Origin of the sequence: Paraburkholderia sp. Tr-20389 (assembly GCF_017104565.1) — a bacterium.
Lineage (GTDB): Bacteria > Pseudomonadota > Gammaproteobacteria > Burkholderiales > Burkholderiaceae > Paraburkholderia.
Genome location: NZ_JAAGPD010000045.1, coordinates 42,675 through 57,258, shown reverse-complemented (window position 1 = coordinate 57,258; position 14,584 = coordinate 42,675). Strand labels below are relative to the sequence as shown.

18 protein-coding genes are annotated in these 14,584 nt (G+C 64.1%); 12 read left to right on the top strand and 6 right to left on the bottom strand.

What is annotated here, in order from left to right:
- Positions 1-109: 109 nt before the first annotated feature.
- The 5 genes from G3N95_RS32080 (at position 110) to G3N95_RS32060 (ending at position 4,790) form a co-directional block, all read left to right on the top strand.
- Entirely contained in the window at positions 110-1,081 is a 972-nt protein-coding gene (locus tag G3N95_RS32080; RefSeq protein WP_205974108.1) for a homoserine kinase, read from the top strand.
- A gap of 13 nt (positions 1,082-1,094) precedes the next feature.
- Positions 1,095-1,910 carry a BPSS1780 family membrane protein gene (locus tag G3N95_RS32075; RefSeq protein ID WP_205974107.1) on the top strand — a complete coding sequence of 272 codons (816 nt, stop codon included), beginning with the start codon at positions 1,095-1,097 and terminating at the stop codon, positions 1,908-1,910.
- 153 nt (positions 1,911-2,063) lie between these two features.
- Positions 2,064-2,519: a MarR family transcriptional regulator gene (locus G3N95_RS32070; RefSeq protein ID WP_205974106.1), complete on the top strand. Its 456-nt coding sequence runs from the start codon at positions 2,064-2,066 to the stop codon at positions 2,517-2,519.
- Positions 2,520-2,694: 175 nt separating this feature from the next.
- Positions 2,695-3,114 (top strand): organic hydroperoxide resistance protein, encoded by a 420-nt coding sequence (locus tag G3N95_RS32065; RefSeq protein ID WP_205974105.1) that lies wholly within the window; start codon positions 2,695-2,697, stop codon positions 3,112-3,114.
- A gap of 161 nt (positions 3,115-3,275) precedes the next feature.
- Positions 3,276-4,790 carry a deoxyribodipyrimidine photo-lyase gene (locus G3N95_RS32060; protein ID WP_205974104.1) on the top strand — a complete coding sequence of 505 codons (1,515 nt, stop codon included), beginning with the start codon at positions 3,276-3,278 and terminating at the stop codon, positions 4,788-4,790.
- A gap of 42 nt (positions 4,791-4,832) precedes the next feature.
- On the opposite strand, the gene G3N95_RS32055 is transcribed toward G3N95_RS32060, so the two are convergent.
- Positions 4,833-5,009, bottom strand: a complete 177-nt coding sequence (locus tag G3N95_RS32055; RefSeq protein ID WP_205974103.1) for a DUF3563 family protein — start codon at positions 5,007-5,009, stop codon at positions 4,833-4,835.
- 106 nt (positions 5,010-5,115) lie between these two features.
- Positions 5,116-6,306 (bottom strand): PHB depolymerase family esterase, encoded by a 1,191-nt coding sequence (locus G3N95_RS32050; protein WP_205974102.1) that lies wholly within the window; start codon positions 6,304-6,306, stop codon positions 5,116-5,118.
- Between the two features lie 284 nt (positions 6,307-6,590).
- On the opposite strand from G3N95_RS32050, the gene G3N95_RS32045 reads away from it, so the two are divergent.
- The 4 genes from G3N95_RS32045 to G3N95_RS32030 all read left to right on the top strand — a co-directional run bounded on the left by G3N95_RS32045 (position 6,591) and on the right by G3N95_RS32030 (position 9,621).
- The gene (locus G3N95_RS32045; RefSeq protein ID WP_205974101.1) at positions 6,591-7,313 is read left to right on the top strand and encodes a phosphatase PAP2 family protein; all 723 of its coding nucleotides are present in this window, start codon (positions 6,591-6,593) and stop codon (positions 7,311-7,313) included.
- A 117-nt stretch (positions 7,314-7,430) separates the two neighbouring features.
- Positions 7,431-8,210, top strand: coding sequence for a molybdate ABC transporter substrate-binding protein (modA, locus tag G3N95_RS32040; RefSeq protein WP_205974100.1), 780 nt, complete (start codon positions 7,431-7,433; stop codon positions 8,208-8,210).
- A gap of 33 nt (positions 8,211-8,243) precedes the next feature.
- A complete protein-coding gene (modB, locus tag G3N95_RS32035; protein WP_205974099.1) occupies positions 8,244-8,918 on the top strand; it encodes a molybdate ABC transporter permease subunit in 675 nt (224 codons plus the stop codon).
- A gap of 1 nt (position 8,919) precedes the next feature.
- Positions 8,920-9,621: an ATP-binding cassette domain-containing protein gene (locus tag G3N95_RS32030; protein WP_205974098.1), complete on the top strand. Its 702-nt coding sequence runs from the start codon at positions 8,920-8,922 to the stop codon at positions 9,619-9,621.
- A 22-nt stretch (positions 9,622-9,643) separates the two neighbouring features.
- Here G3N95_RS32030 and G3N95_RS32025 read toward each other — a convergent pair whose 3' ends face one another.
- Both G3N95_RS32025 and G3N95_RS32020 read right to left on the bottom strand, forming a co-directional pair.
- Entirely contained in the window at positions 9,644-10,474 is an 831-nt protein-coding gene (locus G3N95_RS32025) for a TOBE domain-containing protein (RefSeq protein ID WP_205974097.1), read from the bottom strand.
- Positions 10,475-10,567: 93 nt separating this feature from the next.
- On the bottom strand, positions 10,568-10,951 hold the full coding sequence (locus tag G3N95_RS32020; RefSeq protein ID WP_205974096.1) for a tautomerase family protein: 384 nt from the start codon (positions 10,949-10,951) through the stop codon (positions 10,568-10,570).
- 98 nt (positions 10,952-11,049) lie between these two features.
- Here G3N95_RS32020 and G3N95_RS32015 point away from each other — a divergent pair, with 98 nt between their 5' ends.
- A complete protein-coding gene (locus G3N95_RS32015; protein ID WP_205974095.1) occupies positions 11,050-11,901 on the top strand; it encodes a LysR family transcriptional regulator in 852 nt (283 codons plus the stop codon).
- Between the two features lie 16 nt (positions 11,902-11,917).
- Here G3N95_RS32015 and G3N95_RS32010 read toward each other — a convergent pair whose 3' ends face one another.
- A complete protein-coding gene (locus G3N95_RS32010) occupies positions 11,918-12,322 on the bottom strand; it encodes a hypothetical protein (protein ID WP_205974094.1) in 405 nt (134 codons plus the stop codon).
- Positions 12,323-12,426: 104 nt separating this feature from the next.
- Between G3N95_RS32010 and G3N95_RS32005 the strand changes: the two genes are divergently transcribed.
- Both G3N95_RS32005 and G3N95_RS32000 read left to right on the top strand, forming a co-directional pair.
- Complete coding sequence (locus G3N95_RS32005; protein ID WP_205974093.1) at positions 12,427-12,864, top strand: MbcA/ParS/Xre antitoxin family protein; 438 nt, start codon at positions 12,427-12,429, stop codon at positions 12,862-12,864.
- On the top strand, positions 12,861-13,562 hold the full coding sequence (locus tag G3N95_RS32000; RefSeq protein WP_205974092.1) for an RES family NAD+ phosphorylase: 702 nt from the start codon (positions 12,861-12,863) through the stop codon (positions 13,560-13,562). Before G3N95_RS32005 ends, G3N95_RS32000 begins: the two co-directional genes overlap by 4 nt.
- A gap of 12 nt (positions 13,563-13,574) precedes the next feature.
- Here the strand turns inward: G3N95_RS32000 and G3N95_RS31995 are convergent, their stop codons facing one another.
- Positions 13,575-14,312, bottom strand: coding sequence for a metallophosphoesterase (locus G3N95_RS31995; RefSeq protein WP_205974091.1), 738 nt, complete (start codon positions 14,310-14,312; stop codon positions 13,575-13,577).
- Positions 14,313-14,584: the final 272 nt, after the last annotated feature.

The following is a 14,584-nucleotide window of genomic DNA, read 5'->3' as shown; positions in this document are numbered from 1 at the left end:
CGCCGGTTTTGCGTCAAGCCGAAGCGCCCTCACGACGCTTTCAACCCGCTTGGTTCCACTTGCCACTGGCATTACGCCAGCCGATCAACCTGATTCGACGTCCCCACGCATGGCCGTTTTCACCGCTGTCACCGAAGCCCAACTCGCAGATTGGATGCGCCACTACGATCTCGGCGAAGTCGTCGAATTTCGCGGCATTACATCCGGTATCGAGAACAGCAATTTCTTTCTGACGACCACGCGCGGCGAGTACGTCCTCACGATCTTCGAAAAGCTGACTGCGCAGCAGTTGCCTTTCTATCTCGATCTGATGCGCCATCTGGCCTCGCACCGCGTGCCCGTGCCGGACCCGATGCCGCGCGACGACGGCGCGCTGTTCGGCATGCTCAACGGCAAGCCCGCGACCATCGTCACGAAGCTCGACGGCGCGCCTGAGCTGGCGCCAGGCGTCGCGCACTGCGTCGAAGTGGGGCAGATGCTCGCGCGCCTGCACCTTGCTGGACGCGACTTCGCGCATCATCAGCCGAATCTGCGCAGCCTGCCGTGGTGGCAGGACACGGTGCCGAGCATCGTGCCGTTTCTGTCGAACGCGCAGCGCGCGCTGCTCACAGAAGAACTCGCGCATCAGCAAGCGTTCTTCGCGTCGGCCGATTACGCGTCGCTGCCCGAAGGCCCGTGCCATTGCGACCTGTTCCGCGACAACGTGCTGTTCGCGCACGCGGCGCCCGGCACGCATCATGAAGTCGAACTGGGCGGCTTCTTCGATTTCTACTTCGCGGGCTGCGACAAGTGGCTGTTCGACGTCGCCGTCACCGTGAACGACTGGTGCGTCGACCTGGCCACGGGCAAGCTCGACGAAGCGCGCGTCGAAGGCATGTTGCGCGCCTATCAGACGGTTCGTCCGTTCACGCCCGCCGAAACCCGGCACTGGGGCGACATGTTGCGCGCGGGCGCGTATCGTTTCTGGGTCTCGCGCCTGTATGATTTCCATATGCCGCGCGCCGCCGAACTGCTCAAGCCACACGACCCCGGTCATTTCGAGCGCATTCTCCGCGAGCGTCTCGCGAGCGCCGCACTCTAAGCACTCACAGCTCATGCAACTGATCGAAGTTCCGGCGAAAACCGGCTACGTGTGGTTCCGGCAAGGCATCTGGCTTTTTCGCAGGAATCCGCTCGCGTTTCTGACGCTGTTCTTCGCGTACCTGCTCGCGATGACGGCAATCTCGCTGATTCCCATCATCGGCGGCGTGCTGCCGCTCATGCTGATTCCGGGCGTCGCCGTCGGCTTCATGGCGGCGTGCCGCGACACGATCGCGGGCAAGCCGGTGCTGCCCACCATTCTCGTCGACGGCTTCCGCTCTTACGGCAGCCAGGTCGCGAAGCGCCTGCTGCTGCTCGGCGTGCTGTACATCATCGCGATGGCCGTCGTATTGACAGGCTCCGCGCTCGCGGACGGCGGCATGCTGCTGCATCTGATGATCAGCGGCGAGTCGATGCAGCCGGAAGCCGTCGCCAATAGCGACATTCCGCTTGCCGTGCTGACAGCGCTGGCGTTCTACGTGCCCGTCGCGATGCTGTTCTGGTTCGCGCCCGTTCTCACCGCGTGGCACGACGTGCCGACCATCAAGGCGATGTTCTTCAGCATCGTCAGTTGCTGGCGCAATCGCGGCGCGTTCCTCGTCTACGGCGCATTGTGGTTCGCCGTCGCAACCACGGTTTCGATCGGACTGTCCGCGCTGCTTCAGGCACTGGGCGCGGGCGATCTCGCGCTCGTGATTCTCATGCCCGCGTCGATCATCGTCACCACGATGCTCTATTGCTCGTTCTACGCCACATACCGCGGCTGCTTCGGCGTGCAATCGCCTGGTCAGCCGCTCACTTCCGACTCATCCTCGTCACCCTCGCCCTGAGCGGCTGCGCCGGCTACGTCAGTTGGGTCCGCGCCGTGCAGGCGGCGCGCGCTTCGCGCACGACGAGGTGAAGCATAGATGCCACGCGCCGAGTTTTTCGGCACAATAGTTTGCACGCAATCCATTCGCACGCATCGCTTCAAGGGGACGCCCATGACCCAGCGCACCGCCTTTCCCGTCACGCTCGACCAGCAACTCTGCTTCGCGCTCTATTCGACGTCCCTTGCGATGACGAAAGCCTACAAGCCGATTCTGGACCGGCTCGGCCTCACCTACCCGCAGTATCTGACGATGCTCATCCTGTGGGAAAGCGACGACGTCACGGTGAAGGACATCGCCGCGCGCCTGAACCTCGATTCGGCCACGGTGACGCCGCTGCTGAAGCGGCTCGAAGCGCAGGGTTATATCGAGCGCGTGCGCGGCACCGAAGACGAGCGGCTCGTGTTCATCCGGCTGACGAAATCGGGCGTCACGCTCAAGCGCACCGCCCGCGACGTGCCGAAAGAAATCTTCTGTGCAACCCAGCAACCGCATGAATTTCTCGTGCGGCTGCGCGACGATCTCCAGCAATTGCGCGGCACGCTGAACGACTACCTCGAACGAGACTGAATCGCGTGCGTTCGCGCCTGGCGCATCGACTTGCAATTTAGTTTGCACACTAATAATTAGTGCGATACATTTACGTCCATGCCAGTTCGACAGCGATTGCGCGAAGCACTGGCAAGCACTGGCAAGCACTGGCAAGCACTGAACCAATCACTGGATCCGATCAAGGAGCGTCAAGATGAACGTACTGTACAAGGCAACGGCAACGAGCAACGGCGGTCGCGATGGTCGCGCGGTGTCGTCGGATAACGCGCTCGACGTGAAGCTGGCCGCGCCGCGCGAACTCGGCGGCAACGGCGCGCAAGGCACAAACCCGGAACAGCTGTTCGCGGCTGGCTACTCGGCGTGTTTTCTGAGCGCGATGAAGTTCGTCGCGGGCCAGCGCAAGCAGCCCGTGCCCGCCGAAACGACCGTGACGGCCGACGTCGGCGTCGGTCCGAACGACAAGGGCGGCTTCGCGCTGGACGTCGAACTGCGCGTCTCACTGCCGGGCCTCGATGCGGCAGCCGCACAGGATCTCGTCAGCGCCGCGCATCAGGTCTGCCCGTACTCGAACGCGACGCGCGGTAATGTCGACGTGCGCGTGAAGATCGTCTGATATTCCCGGCCTCGACTTTCTGTTAGTTCTGGAGCAGCGACCGCCTTTCGCGCGAAAGGCGGTCGCTGCTTCATTTTTGCGTCGATTCACGACGCGCCGGGCATTGGGTTTGCGGCCCACGGACACTATCATCGACGGTCCTTCGTCCTCGCCGCCATCACATGACCCGCGCCTACCCACTCGACGCACACTTCAAGAACGGACTCGTCTGGTTTCGCCGCGATCTGCGCACAGGCGACAACGCGGCGCTGTATTACGCGCTTCGGCATTGCGAGCGGGTCTGGTGCGTGTTCGTGTTCGACACGACCATTCTTCAGCCGCTGATCGATTGGGCACACCAGCGCGATCCGCACGTGGGCAAGGTGCAGGACGCGCGGATCGAGTTCATTCTCGCGTCGCTCGAGGAACTCGACCGGTCGCTGAAGGAAGGCGGCGGCGGACTGATCGTGCTGCACGACGATCCCGTCGACGCGATCCCGAAGCTTGCCGCGCAACTCGAAGTCGACGCGATTTTCACCAATCACGACTACGAGCCGGTCGCCATCGAGCGCGATGAGACGGTCGCCGATCATCTGCGCGACGATGGACGCCGTTTGCTTACGTTCAAGGATCAGGTGATTTTCGAGCGCGACGAACTGCTCAACGGCCAGCGCAAGCCTTTCGCCGTGTTTACGCCGTACAAGAACGCGTGGCTCAAGCAGCTGACGCCGTTCGATCTCAAGCCCTATCCCGTCGAACGCTATTCGGAAAGTCTCGCGCGACCGCCGCGCACGCTCGATCACGCATGGCCGACACTCGCAAAAATGGGCTTCGCGCCCGGCAAGCTGGCCGAGACGGAACTACAGGCAGGCATGAGCGGCGCGCAGGCGCGACTCGAAGATTTTCTGACTCGCATCGACAGCTACGCCGAGCGGCGCGACTTTCCCGCCGCGCGCGGCACGAGTCACCTTTCGGTGCATTTGCGCTTCGGCACGGTTTCGATCCGCACGCTCGCACGGCTCGCGCATGAAACGTCGCTGCAACCCGACGGACAGGGCGCGGCGACGTGGCTGTCGGAACTGATCTGGCGGGACTTCTACTTCATGATCCTCGCGCATCATCCGCATATCGCGAAGGGCGAGTCGTTCAGGCGCGAGTTCGACAGGTTGCGCTGGGAAACAGGCAAAGACGCCGACGCGCTGTTCGCAGCGTGGTGCGAAGGACGCACGGGCTATCCGCTCGTCGACGCCGCAATGCTGCAACTGAACCGGACCGGCTTCATGCACAACCGTCTGCGGATGGTGACGGCCAGCTTTCTGGCGAAGGATCTGGGCATCGACTGGCGGCGCGGCGAGCGCTACTTCGAGGAAAAGCTCAACGACTTCGACTTTTCGGCGAATAACGGCGGCTGGCAATGGGCGGCATCGACGGGCTGCGACGCGCAACCGTGGTTCCGGATTTTCAACCCGGTAACGCAATCGGAGAAGTTCGATCCGCAAGGGCTCTTTATCAAGCGCTTCTTGCCAGAGCTGGAGACGGTGCCCGCGAAGTGGATTCACGCGCCGTGGCAGGCGGATCCCGACGACCTGAAGGATTGGGGCGTCGTGCTGGGACAGGATTACCCGCAGCCTGTCGTCGATCACGCCGTAGCGCGCCAGCAGGCACTGGCGCGCTACGGCGTGTTGCGCTCGCGTTGAGCGACTTTCATGGCCGGCTGGAACGCCGGCCCTTACTGCCGATTAGTGCTGGCTCATCCACGACGGCTGACGCAGTTGCGCTTCGCGGTCGATCTTGCGCATGCGGAATTCCAAGTCGTACAGGTCCGTCGCTTCGGCCAGGTAGGCGTCATTGTGTGCTTTGACGCGCTCGTCGTAGGACTTCGTCAGAAACAGGAAAAAGCGGCTGATCAGATACATGGTGAACCTCGGATTTGGCGTTAGGCGACTGACACCTAGGGATAACCCCTATTATAGGGAAAACCCTAGGCTAGCACCAGCGCTAAATTCGAAGTGTGGCAATTTGTCAACTGGCGCGTTGCCGGGCGCTTTCTGTCGTGCGTGAAGCGGGCCGCGCCGACTCGGTCCGGCGCTGATGCCGGAAAAAGTCCCACAACAAACTCGACGCATCCGGCCCCTTCGACGAGTGGAACGGTACTGCGTCATCGCCGCCGCTCCATGCGTGGCCGAGCCCCTGTACGCGGCAAAGGCGCACGACGCGCCGTCCGCCGCGCGTGTAATCGCGGGTCGTGACGGTTGCCTTGCGGTCTTCCTTGACGTCGCCGACTTTGCGCACGCCTTGCGCATCGACGATACCGTTCAGCCGCAGGAACTGTTCGGTCAACTGCTCGGCGTTGACGGGCGCCACCACGCGATCCGCCTCGCCTTGCAGAATGATGGCCGGCATACCGGGATAGGCGGTGACGTCCGCCACGGTATCGACGAGCGAAACAGGGTCCTGTCGCGTGCCGCGCCGCATTACGTCCATGGCGGTGATGCCGGAGTGCGCTTCGCCGAATGCCGGCCCCGAATGCAGCGCGACAGCCGCGAAGTGCTCCGGGAAGTGCAGCGCCAGTAGCGACGTGAGCCCCGCGCCAGCCGAAATGCCCGCTACATAAATGCGCTCGCGGTCGAATCCATACGTTTCGACGAGCGCATCGACGAGCGACACCACGGCGCGCGCTTCCGCACGGCCCGCGCGGTCGGTATCGTCGTACCAATGCCAGCAGCGATGCGCGTGCGCGTGCTTCGACTGCTCCGGATATACGACGGCAAAACCATAGCGGTCGGCCAGCAGGTTCATGCGCGTGCCTTCGGCGAATTCGTCGATGGATTGCGTACAGCCGTGCAGCATCACGATCAGCGGCGCATGTTTCACGGGCTTGCCGGCGGGCAGATACAGCCCGTATTGCAGGTGATTGACGAGGCTGCCCGGCGCTGCGGGCGCGGAGTGGAACGAACGCGTCCACGAACCGCTCGCCCAGGCGGCGGCGCGCGGCCGCACGCGCGATTCGCGCGCGCCGCGCTGCGGCACGTCGCGGGTGACCGTTGGACGGACCTTCGCAGACGGCTTCGCGACCGTCTGCGCCGGGCGCGTCGCGTTGCGGGTCGAAGATCGCTTGGGCTTGCGCTTCAGCGTCGCCTGGACGTGTTCCGATTGAATCGCAAACAGGCGTTTCAGGCCGCCTAGCCAGATCTTCGTGAGACTTTTTGGCATAGGATTTTCTCGCAAATAGGGATCGATGCTCTCTGCCCTTTCGGCAGACTTGTGCAATGCACAATAACATCAATCTCCATGCGATGCTGACATCAACAGAGCCCGATTTCAGAGAAAGCCCGCCGCAACGGGCGTTCCATCTGACGATTTCCGAATTGTCCTAGCATCTGTCAGTTTTCGCGCTTTTGGTTGGCGTCTGCGACGGAACCGCTACCCCTATACTTATAGAATACGCGCGAGTCGAACACGATCGCATCCAGCACACGTCGTCAATCGAATTGCCCATGTCTCACCTGCCCTCTCACCTCTGGTATCTGATTACGAACTTCGGCGGTGCCGGACTGACGCTGCCGCTCGCCTTTGCAATCGCCCTGTGGCTGGCCGTCGGCTATTCGTGGCGGCTCGCGGCTGGCTGGCTGTTTTTGCTCGGCGTAGCGGTCGCTCTGGTCACGGCGACGAAGATCGCCTTCCTCGGCTGGGGCATCGGCGTGCGCGTCTGGGATTTCACAGGCCTGAGCGGACACGCGATGTTCGCAACGGCCGTCTTCCCGGTGGCAGCATTTCTCGTGCTGCTGTCCGCACCGCCTGCCGTGCGCATCGCCGGCGTGGTGCTCGCGCTGCTGGGCGGCGCGGCAGTCGGTCTTTCGCGCGTCATCATCGAGGCGCATTCGCCTTCGGAAGCGATTACCGGCTGCATCGTCGGTGCGCTGGCGGCGCTCGTCTTCGTTCGCATCGCGTGGAACGCCACGCCGCCGGGGCGCCTGCCCGTCGCGCCCGTCGTGCTGAGCCTGATGATTCTTATGCTCGGCCTCCACAAGCTGCACCTGCCGACCCAGCGCTGGGTCACGCACATCGCGCTGAAAGTGTCCGGCCACGACCGGCCGTATGTCCGCGCACGCTGGAAGGTGCTGCACGACAACAAGACTCCGGCTTCACCTGCTTCACCCGTCGCGCCGTTGCAGAAAACACGCAACGTCGCGGTGCCGTTGCCCGATTCCGACGCATAAATCACACGAAACAGGCAATCTTGCGTGCCACATGTTCAACATGTCGACCGCTGTAACCCTACATATATTACGATGGCGTTTTCAACTTCCTTCCGGTCGATCCGGCGCCACCTTCCCATGTCTCTTCCGTCGATGCTTCGCTTTCTGAAACCTGCCCTGCTCGTCGCGAGCGCGATTTCGTTTGCCTTCGGCGCGCAGGCACGCGCCGGCGAGCTCGTCGTGTCGGCGGCCGCCAGCCTGACCAACGCGTTCAAGGCCGTCGGCGATGCGTATGAGAAGGAACATCCGGGTACCAGGCTGCTGTTCAACTTCGGCGCGTCCGACGTGCTGATGCAGCAGATCGTGAAGGGCGCGCCCGCTGACGTCTTCGCGTCCGCCGACCAGAAAGCGATGGACAAGGCCGCCGAGCAGAAAGTGATCGTGCCGTCGACGCGCAAGGACTTCGCCGCGAACTCGCTCGTGCTGATCGTGCCGGCGGACAGCAAGCTCGCGCCGTCGAACCTGAGCGAGCTGACTTCGGCGAGCGTCAAGCGTATTGCGTACGGCGACCCGGCATCCGTGCCCGTCGGCCGCTACACCGAAGGCGCGCTGAAGGCAGCGGGCGTGTGGGATGCCGTCAGCACCAAGGGCGTGCTCGCGTCGAACGTGCGCCAGAGCCTCGATTATGTGTCGCGCGGCGAAGTCGACGCCGGCTTCGTGTTCGGCACCGATGCCGCCGTGATGCCCGACAAGGTCAAGGTCGCGCTGACCGTGCCGACGACGACGCCGATCAGCTACCCGATCGCGCAGGTCGAAGGCAGCAAGCACGCCGCCGACGCGCAATCGTTCATCAGCTTCGTGCTGTCGCCGGCTGGCCAGGCCGTGCTGGCGAAGTACGGCTTCAAGCCGGCGCACTAAGCCGTTCGCCGACCTACGCGCACGATCGCCAACATGGAACAGGCCTGGATCCCGTTGATGCTGTCGCTGAAAGTCGCGGGCTGGGCGACCGCGCTGAACATCGTGTTCGGCGTCGCGGCGGGCTTCGGCCTGTCGCGCTGGCGCTCGGGCGCGCGCGATCTGATCGACTCGCTGCTGACGCTGCCGCTCGTGATGCCGCCGACGGTGCTCGGCTATTACCTGCTGGTGCTGCTCGGCCGGCGCGGCGTGTTCGGCGCGTGGCTCGACCGTTTCGATATCCAGCTGGTGTTCACCTGGCAAGGCGCGGTGATCGCGTCGATGGTCGTCGCGTTTCCGCTCGTGCTGAAGTCCGCACGGGCCGCGTTCGAATCCGTCGATCCTCAACTGGAGCGCGCCGCTCGCACGCTCGGCGTCAGCGAAATGGCAATCTTCTTTCGCGTGACGCTGCCGCTCGCGTCGCGCGGCATTCTCGCGGGCGCTCTGCTCGCGTTTGCGCGTGCGCTCGGCGAATTCGGCGCGACGCTGATGATCGCGGGCAATCTGCCCGGCCGCACGCAGACGCTTTCCGTGGCGGTCTACGCCGCCGTGCAGGCGGGCGACGACAGCACGGCCAATTTCCTCGTGCTCGTGACCTCGGTCACCTGCGTCGTGATCCTGGTGCTCGCCGGCCGGCTCGTGCCGCAACATTCGCTGATGACGTCCCGCTGACATGCCGCTCACCGTCGATATCCGCAAAACGCTGCGCACCGCCGAACGCGAGTTCCGGCTCGACGTGTCGTTCACGGCAAACTCGCAGCGCATGGTGCTGTTCGGCCCGTCGGGCGCGGGCAAGAGCCTGACGCTGCAGGCAATCGCCGGGCTGCTGCGTCCCGACGAAGGCCAGATTCTGCTGCACGGCGACGCGCTGTTCGACAGCGCGCGCGGCATCGACCAGAAGCCGCAGGCGCGCCGTCTCGCGTATCTGTTTCAGGACTACGCGCTGTTTCCGCATCTGAACGTGCGGCAGAACATCGGTTTCGGGATGCACACGGGCTGGCTGAATCCGGGGCGGCGCTTTTCGCATCCGCAGATCGACTACTGGCTCGATGCGCTCGATCTGAAGACCGTTGCGGGTCATCATCCGGCGCAGCTTTCGGGCGGACAGAAGCAGCGCGTCGCGCTCGCGCGGGCGCTGGTCGCGCAGCCGCGCCTGCTGCTGCTCGACGAGCCGTTTTCCGCGCTCGATCACGCGCTGCGCGCGCGCATGCGGCGCGAACTGTCGGACCTGCAGACGCGGCTCGATATTCCGATGCTGTTGATCACGCACGATCCCGACGATGTCGCCGCGTTCGGCGATCAGGTCGTGCAGGTGTATGACGGCAGCGTGCGTCAGAACGTGCCGTTCAAAGGCTATCCGCGCACGGTTTCGTAGCGGTTCTCAGGCCATCAGGCTCTCAGGCGGTGACGCCCAGAATCACGCTTGATGCCTTGAACGCGGCCACGAGCGCCTGTCCCTCGGCAATGCCCAGTTCAGCGACGCTTTCGTTCGTGACCACGGCTGTCACGACGGCGCCGCCTTCCAGTGTCAACGACACCTCCGCATTCACCGCGCCACGCTGCACGGCCGACACGGTTCCGCGCAGGCGGTTACGCGTCGATAGCCGGTCCGATGTGCCGTCGTCGGCAACCAGCAGCACCGACGATGCCTTCACGAGCGCCACGGCCTCCGCGCCGACCGCCAGCCCGAGCGTCTCCGTGCTTTCATGCGTGACGATGGCCACAACGCTCTGTCCGCCCGGCAGCGCCAGCGCGATCTCGTCGTTGACGGTGCCGCGCTGGATCGCGCTGACCTTGCCGTACAGCTGGTTGCGCGCACTCGTCTTCATGCCGATGCGGCCGATCAGTTGCCAGTCGGCGGAAAAACCGGCGATCGCCGCGCCCGCGCGCTCCAGAAACAGCCGATGCTCGCGGTCGACCGCGCGAAACGTGTCGATCAGCGTCAACGCGCGCGGCGTCAGCGTCGTGCCGCCGCCACCCTTGCCGCCCGTCGAACGGACGACGAGCGTTTCGCCCGCGAGGTTGTTCATCGCATCGACGGCATCCCACGCGGCCTTGTAGCTCATGCCGACAGCTTTTGCGCCTGCCGTGATCGAGCCCGTCTCGCCGATCGCCGCCAGCAGCGCGATGCGCTGCGCGCCGCCGAGCGCCTGCTCGCCGGAGCGGAACCAGACGGAGCCGCCAAACTGCAAAGGGTCGTGGGATGTGTCGTTGTTATCGGATGTCATGGCTCGCGTGCGCGTCGACTGACGAACGGATGAAGGTGTGGGCCATTATAGCGACGCCACTTTCCGCTACCTTCACCCCCCTCGCGCAAACGCTCATGACGCGTACTGCGCGATCCCGTTGCCGAACGACCAGTTCTCCTTCAGCACCTCGACGAGATTGATGAACACGTCCTCTCGCCGCACGCCCGGATGTTCGGCGAGGTTGTCCACGATGTGCTTGTAGAGCGCCTTCTTCTGCTCCTGCGTGCGCGAGTTGGTCACGGTGAGCTGGATCAGCACGAAATCGTCGCTGCGCTCGATGCCGAGATAGTTGCGGTTGTAGACGAAGTTGCTCTCGTCGTGCTCGGTGATGACCATGAAGATGTCGTCCTCGGGCACGTTGAACTCGGCGACCAGCGCGCGCTGGATGCCTTCCGTGAGCGCCTGACGATAAGCGGCCGGCTTGCCGGCGCGAAGTGCGATGCGTGTGAACGGCATGTCGAACTCCTGTGAATGAAGAGGCAGTGCATTCAGATTAGTTCGCGACTATCATATTGAACAGATATGGCTGGATATTTCATCTATTTTCATCTGAAATGAAAGTGCTAGATCTCGATGCCGTGCGCGCGTTCGTGCTCGTCGCCGACCTGCGCAGTTTCACGCGCGCCGCCGATGCGCTCGATACCACGCAATCCGCCGTCAGCCTCAAGCTGAAGCGGCTGGAAGCGCATATCGGCAAGCAGTTGCTGGAGCGCACGCCGCGCGTCGTGCGGCTGTCGGCGGATGGCGACGCGTTTCTCGACGGCGCGCGCGACTTGCTGAGCGCGCACGACCGGGCGCTCGGCGCGTTATCGGCGGAAAAGCGGCGGCTCGCGCTGGGTTTGAGCGAGCATGTAGCAGGAACCGATCTCGCGGCGCTGCTTGCGCGCGTGAATGCGCACGATCCCGCGCTGGTGCTGGAGTTGCACATGGGGCTGTCGGCGGCGCTGCTGCAACAGTTCGACGAACGGCGGCTCGACGCCGTGGTCGTGCGCTACGAACCGGACGACGTGCCGCGCGACGACGGCGCGCTCCTCTTTACCGAACCGCTGTCATGGCTCGCCACGCCCGAATGGCAGCCACGCCCGGGCGAACCTTTGCCGCTCGCGCTGCTCGCTGCGCCCTGCAACGTGCGCTCGATTGCGCTGCGCACGCTAGACGGCGCGGGCATCGCCTGGCGCGAGGCATTCGTCGGCGGTGGCGTGCAGGCAGTGGGGGCAGCGGCGGCGGCTGGACTGGCCGTGGCGCCGCTGGCAAGGCGCGTTGCCCCGCGCGGCCTCGTGGATTCAGGCGCGCGGTTCGGATTGCCGGCGTTGCCGGAATCGCGTGTAACGCTGCATTCACGGGTGCGCGACGCGCGCTCGATCGAGTCGCTGCGGCTCGTGACGAACGGACTGTGCGCCCAGTGAGCGCACCGCTGCAGGTTTAGTGGAGGATGGGCGGGAGTTCGCGCGGGGTCGAGCCGTTACCAGCTTGAACGGCCGGACTTGCCTGGGCCTGCGCCGGTTTCGCTGCCGCCGGACCAGGTTTCGCTGCCGCTTCAGCCGGTTTGGCGTGCGCCGTTTTGGCGCCCGTCGCGTGTGCCGTTTGGGTGGCAACGCCGTGCGGCGCGCTCGCCTTTACCTTCGCTTTCGCCTTCACAGGAGCAACGGGCTTCGCCGCAGCAACCTTTGCGTGCGGCGCTGCCGCTTTCGCATGCTGCGCGTGATGGGCGTGCTGAGCGCCGCGCGCCGCCTCGGGCGGATTCCACACTTCCTTGTACTCTGCCTGCGCCGCCATCGACGCGCACAACAAGCCCACCGTCACCCACACCTTGGAACGCAGCGACACCGCAGTCTCCGTGCAAAAACTCGAGGCGCGGATTATACAACTGCACTTGCATTAATCCATAGATAGACTAATATTTTGAAAAAGTTCAACTAAGGACTCACATCATGTCTTCCGCTGCCCACTATTCGAGCGCTGAACGACCGCTGCGACGCCCTCCCGCCGAACCTTCCGTGGCGGACATGTCCGCCGCCGGTCTGCGCGCGTTCTTCAACATCGCGCGCGACTGGGAGTTGAGCACTGACGAGCAGATCACCCTGCTCGGCTCGCCCGGCCGATCCACCTTCTTCAAATGGAAGCAGGAGCCGCAAACCGCGCGCCTCGGCCGCGATACGCTGGAGCGGCTCTCGCTTTTGCTCGGCATCTACAAGGCGCTGCAAATCCTGCTGCCGCAATCCGCCGCCGCGGACGCGTGGGTGAAGCGCCCCAACAGCGCTCCGCCGTTCGGCGGCCGTCGCGCGCTCGACCGCATGCTGGCGGGCAACATCAGCGACCTCGTGGCCGTGCGCCAGTATCTCGATGCAATGCGAGGCGGCTGGGCGTGACGGAACCGCAATGGCAAGACAATTGGCGCGTGACGTCGCTGGCCTGGACGCCGGCGTATCGTGTGATTCCCACTCGCTTTCCCGCCGTCAATCTGTTCGACCGCGTGGCGTCGCCCGAAGACTTCGAGGCGCTGTACGCGCTCGAGGCGATGACCAATGACCGGGTGCGCACCGAAGTCGGCGATCTCGATCTCGTGCCGCGCGAAGAAAGGCGTTTCGGTTCGGGCTACGGGCCGATCATGGCCGCGCTCACGCATCTGAATCCGCAGGGCAGCCGCTTCTCGGACGGCACGTATGGCGTGTTCTACTGCGCGCGTTCACGCGAAACTGCGATCGCCGAGACGCGTTATCACTCGGGTCTGTTCCTCGCCGCAACGCAAGAGCCGCCGATGCGTCAGCAGATGCGTCTCTACACGGTGATGGCGCATGGTGACGTGGTGGATCTGCGCGGCGCGGATTCGGTCGATGCCTCGGTGCTGTCGCCGAACGACTACGCGCCCGGCCAGGCGCTCGGCCGTGCGGCGCGCGAGGCGGGTGCGCCGGGCATCGTGTATCCGTCGGTGCGGGACACGGCTGGCGAATGCCTCGCCGCGTTCAAGACGACGCTATTGCGCGACTGTCATCACGCGGCGTATCTGGAATACAACTGGAACGGCAGCGCCGTCGATATGGTCTTCGAGTTGAATCAGGTGGGCTGATGGTTGCGGCGTCTACGGAAGGGCCATTGCTGAGGCGCCGACCGCGCGCGCGACGTCGACGGTCACCGACCAGCGGTTCGTCGTGCGCGCCTCGACGATCGTCAGCTTGCCGCCGGGGCCGAACGCGCCCGTATCGATGAACACTTGCGCGCCGATCTGCTGCACTTCGCGCATCGGCGTGTGTCCGCAATACGTCAGCGAGAGACCGAGTTGGGACATCGGGTCGCCTGTGCCCATTGCGAGGCTGCGGCCCCACAGCAGTTGCTGGCGCATGTCGGCGGAGAAATCGTCGGCGTCGAGTTCGACGTCTGTGCCGAGAAACTCTGCGTGCAGCACGTTGAAGCGCTCGCTGCCCGAGCCGATGACGCGCACGAGCGGCAGTGTGCGCAGACGCTGCGCGTATTCGCGCAGCTTTTCGGCCGGCAGATGCGCGCTCCACAATCCACCTATGCCGTACCACCATTGCTTCTTAAGCTTGCCTTCAGCAACGGCGCAGAGCGTGTCCTCGTGATTGCCGAGCACCGCGTGGAACCAGGGCTTGTCGAGCAAGGCCAGGGCTTCTTCCGACTGCGAGCCGCGATCGACGAGATCGCCGACCGAGAACAGCCGATCGCGTGAAGGATCGAATTCGATCTCGCGCAACAGGAAGCGCAACGCATCGAGGCAGCCGTGCAGATCGCCGACGACGAAGTCGCGTCCCGCGCGATTCGCGGGATGATGTTGGACGAGGGTGAAAAGTGTGGAATCCATAACTGCATGATAGTGCGGGTCCGCAAGCGCTGTATGCGGGGCATCTCGCGTTTGGGCGCCAAATGGTTGGCGGTTTTTTTGTTTTGGTGTTGGTTTTGGTGTTTTGCGGTTTGCGTTGTGCTTCTTCGGTCTGCTTTGCTGCGCTGCTGGCATCCGCGGTTTGTAATCGGTTCGTAGGCGTTGCCCCTGTGCGGGGCGGCACTTACGTTCGCGTCGTGCTTCTTCGGTCTGCTTTGCTTGTCGTCGGCATCCGCGTTTTGCCTTCGTACTTC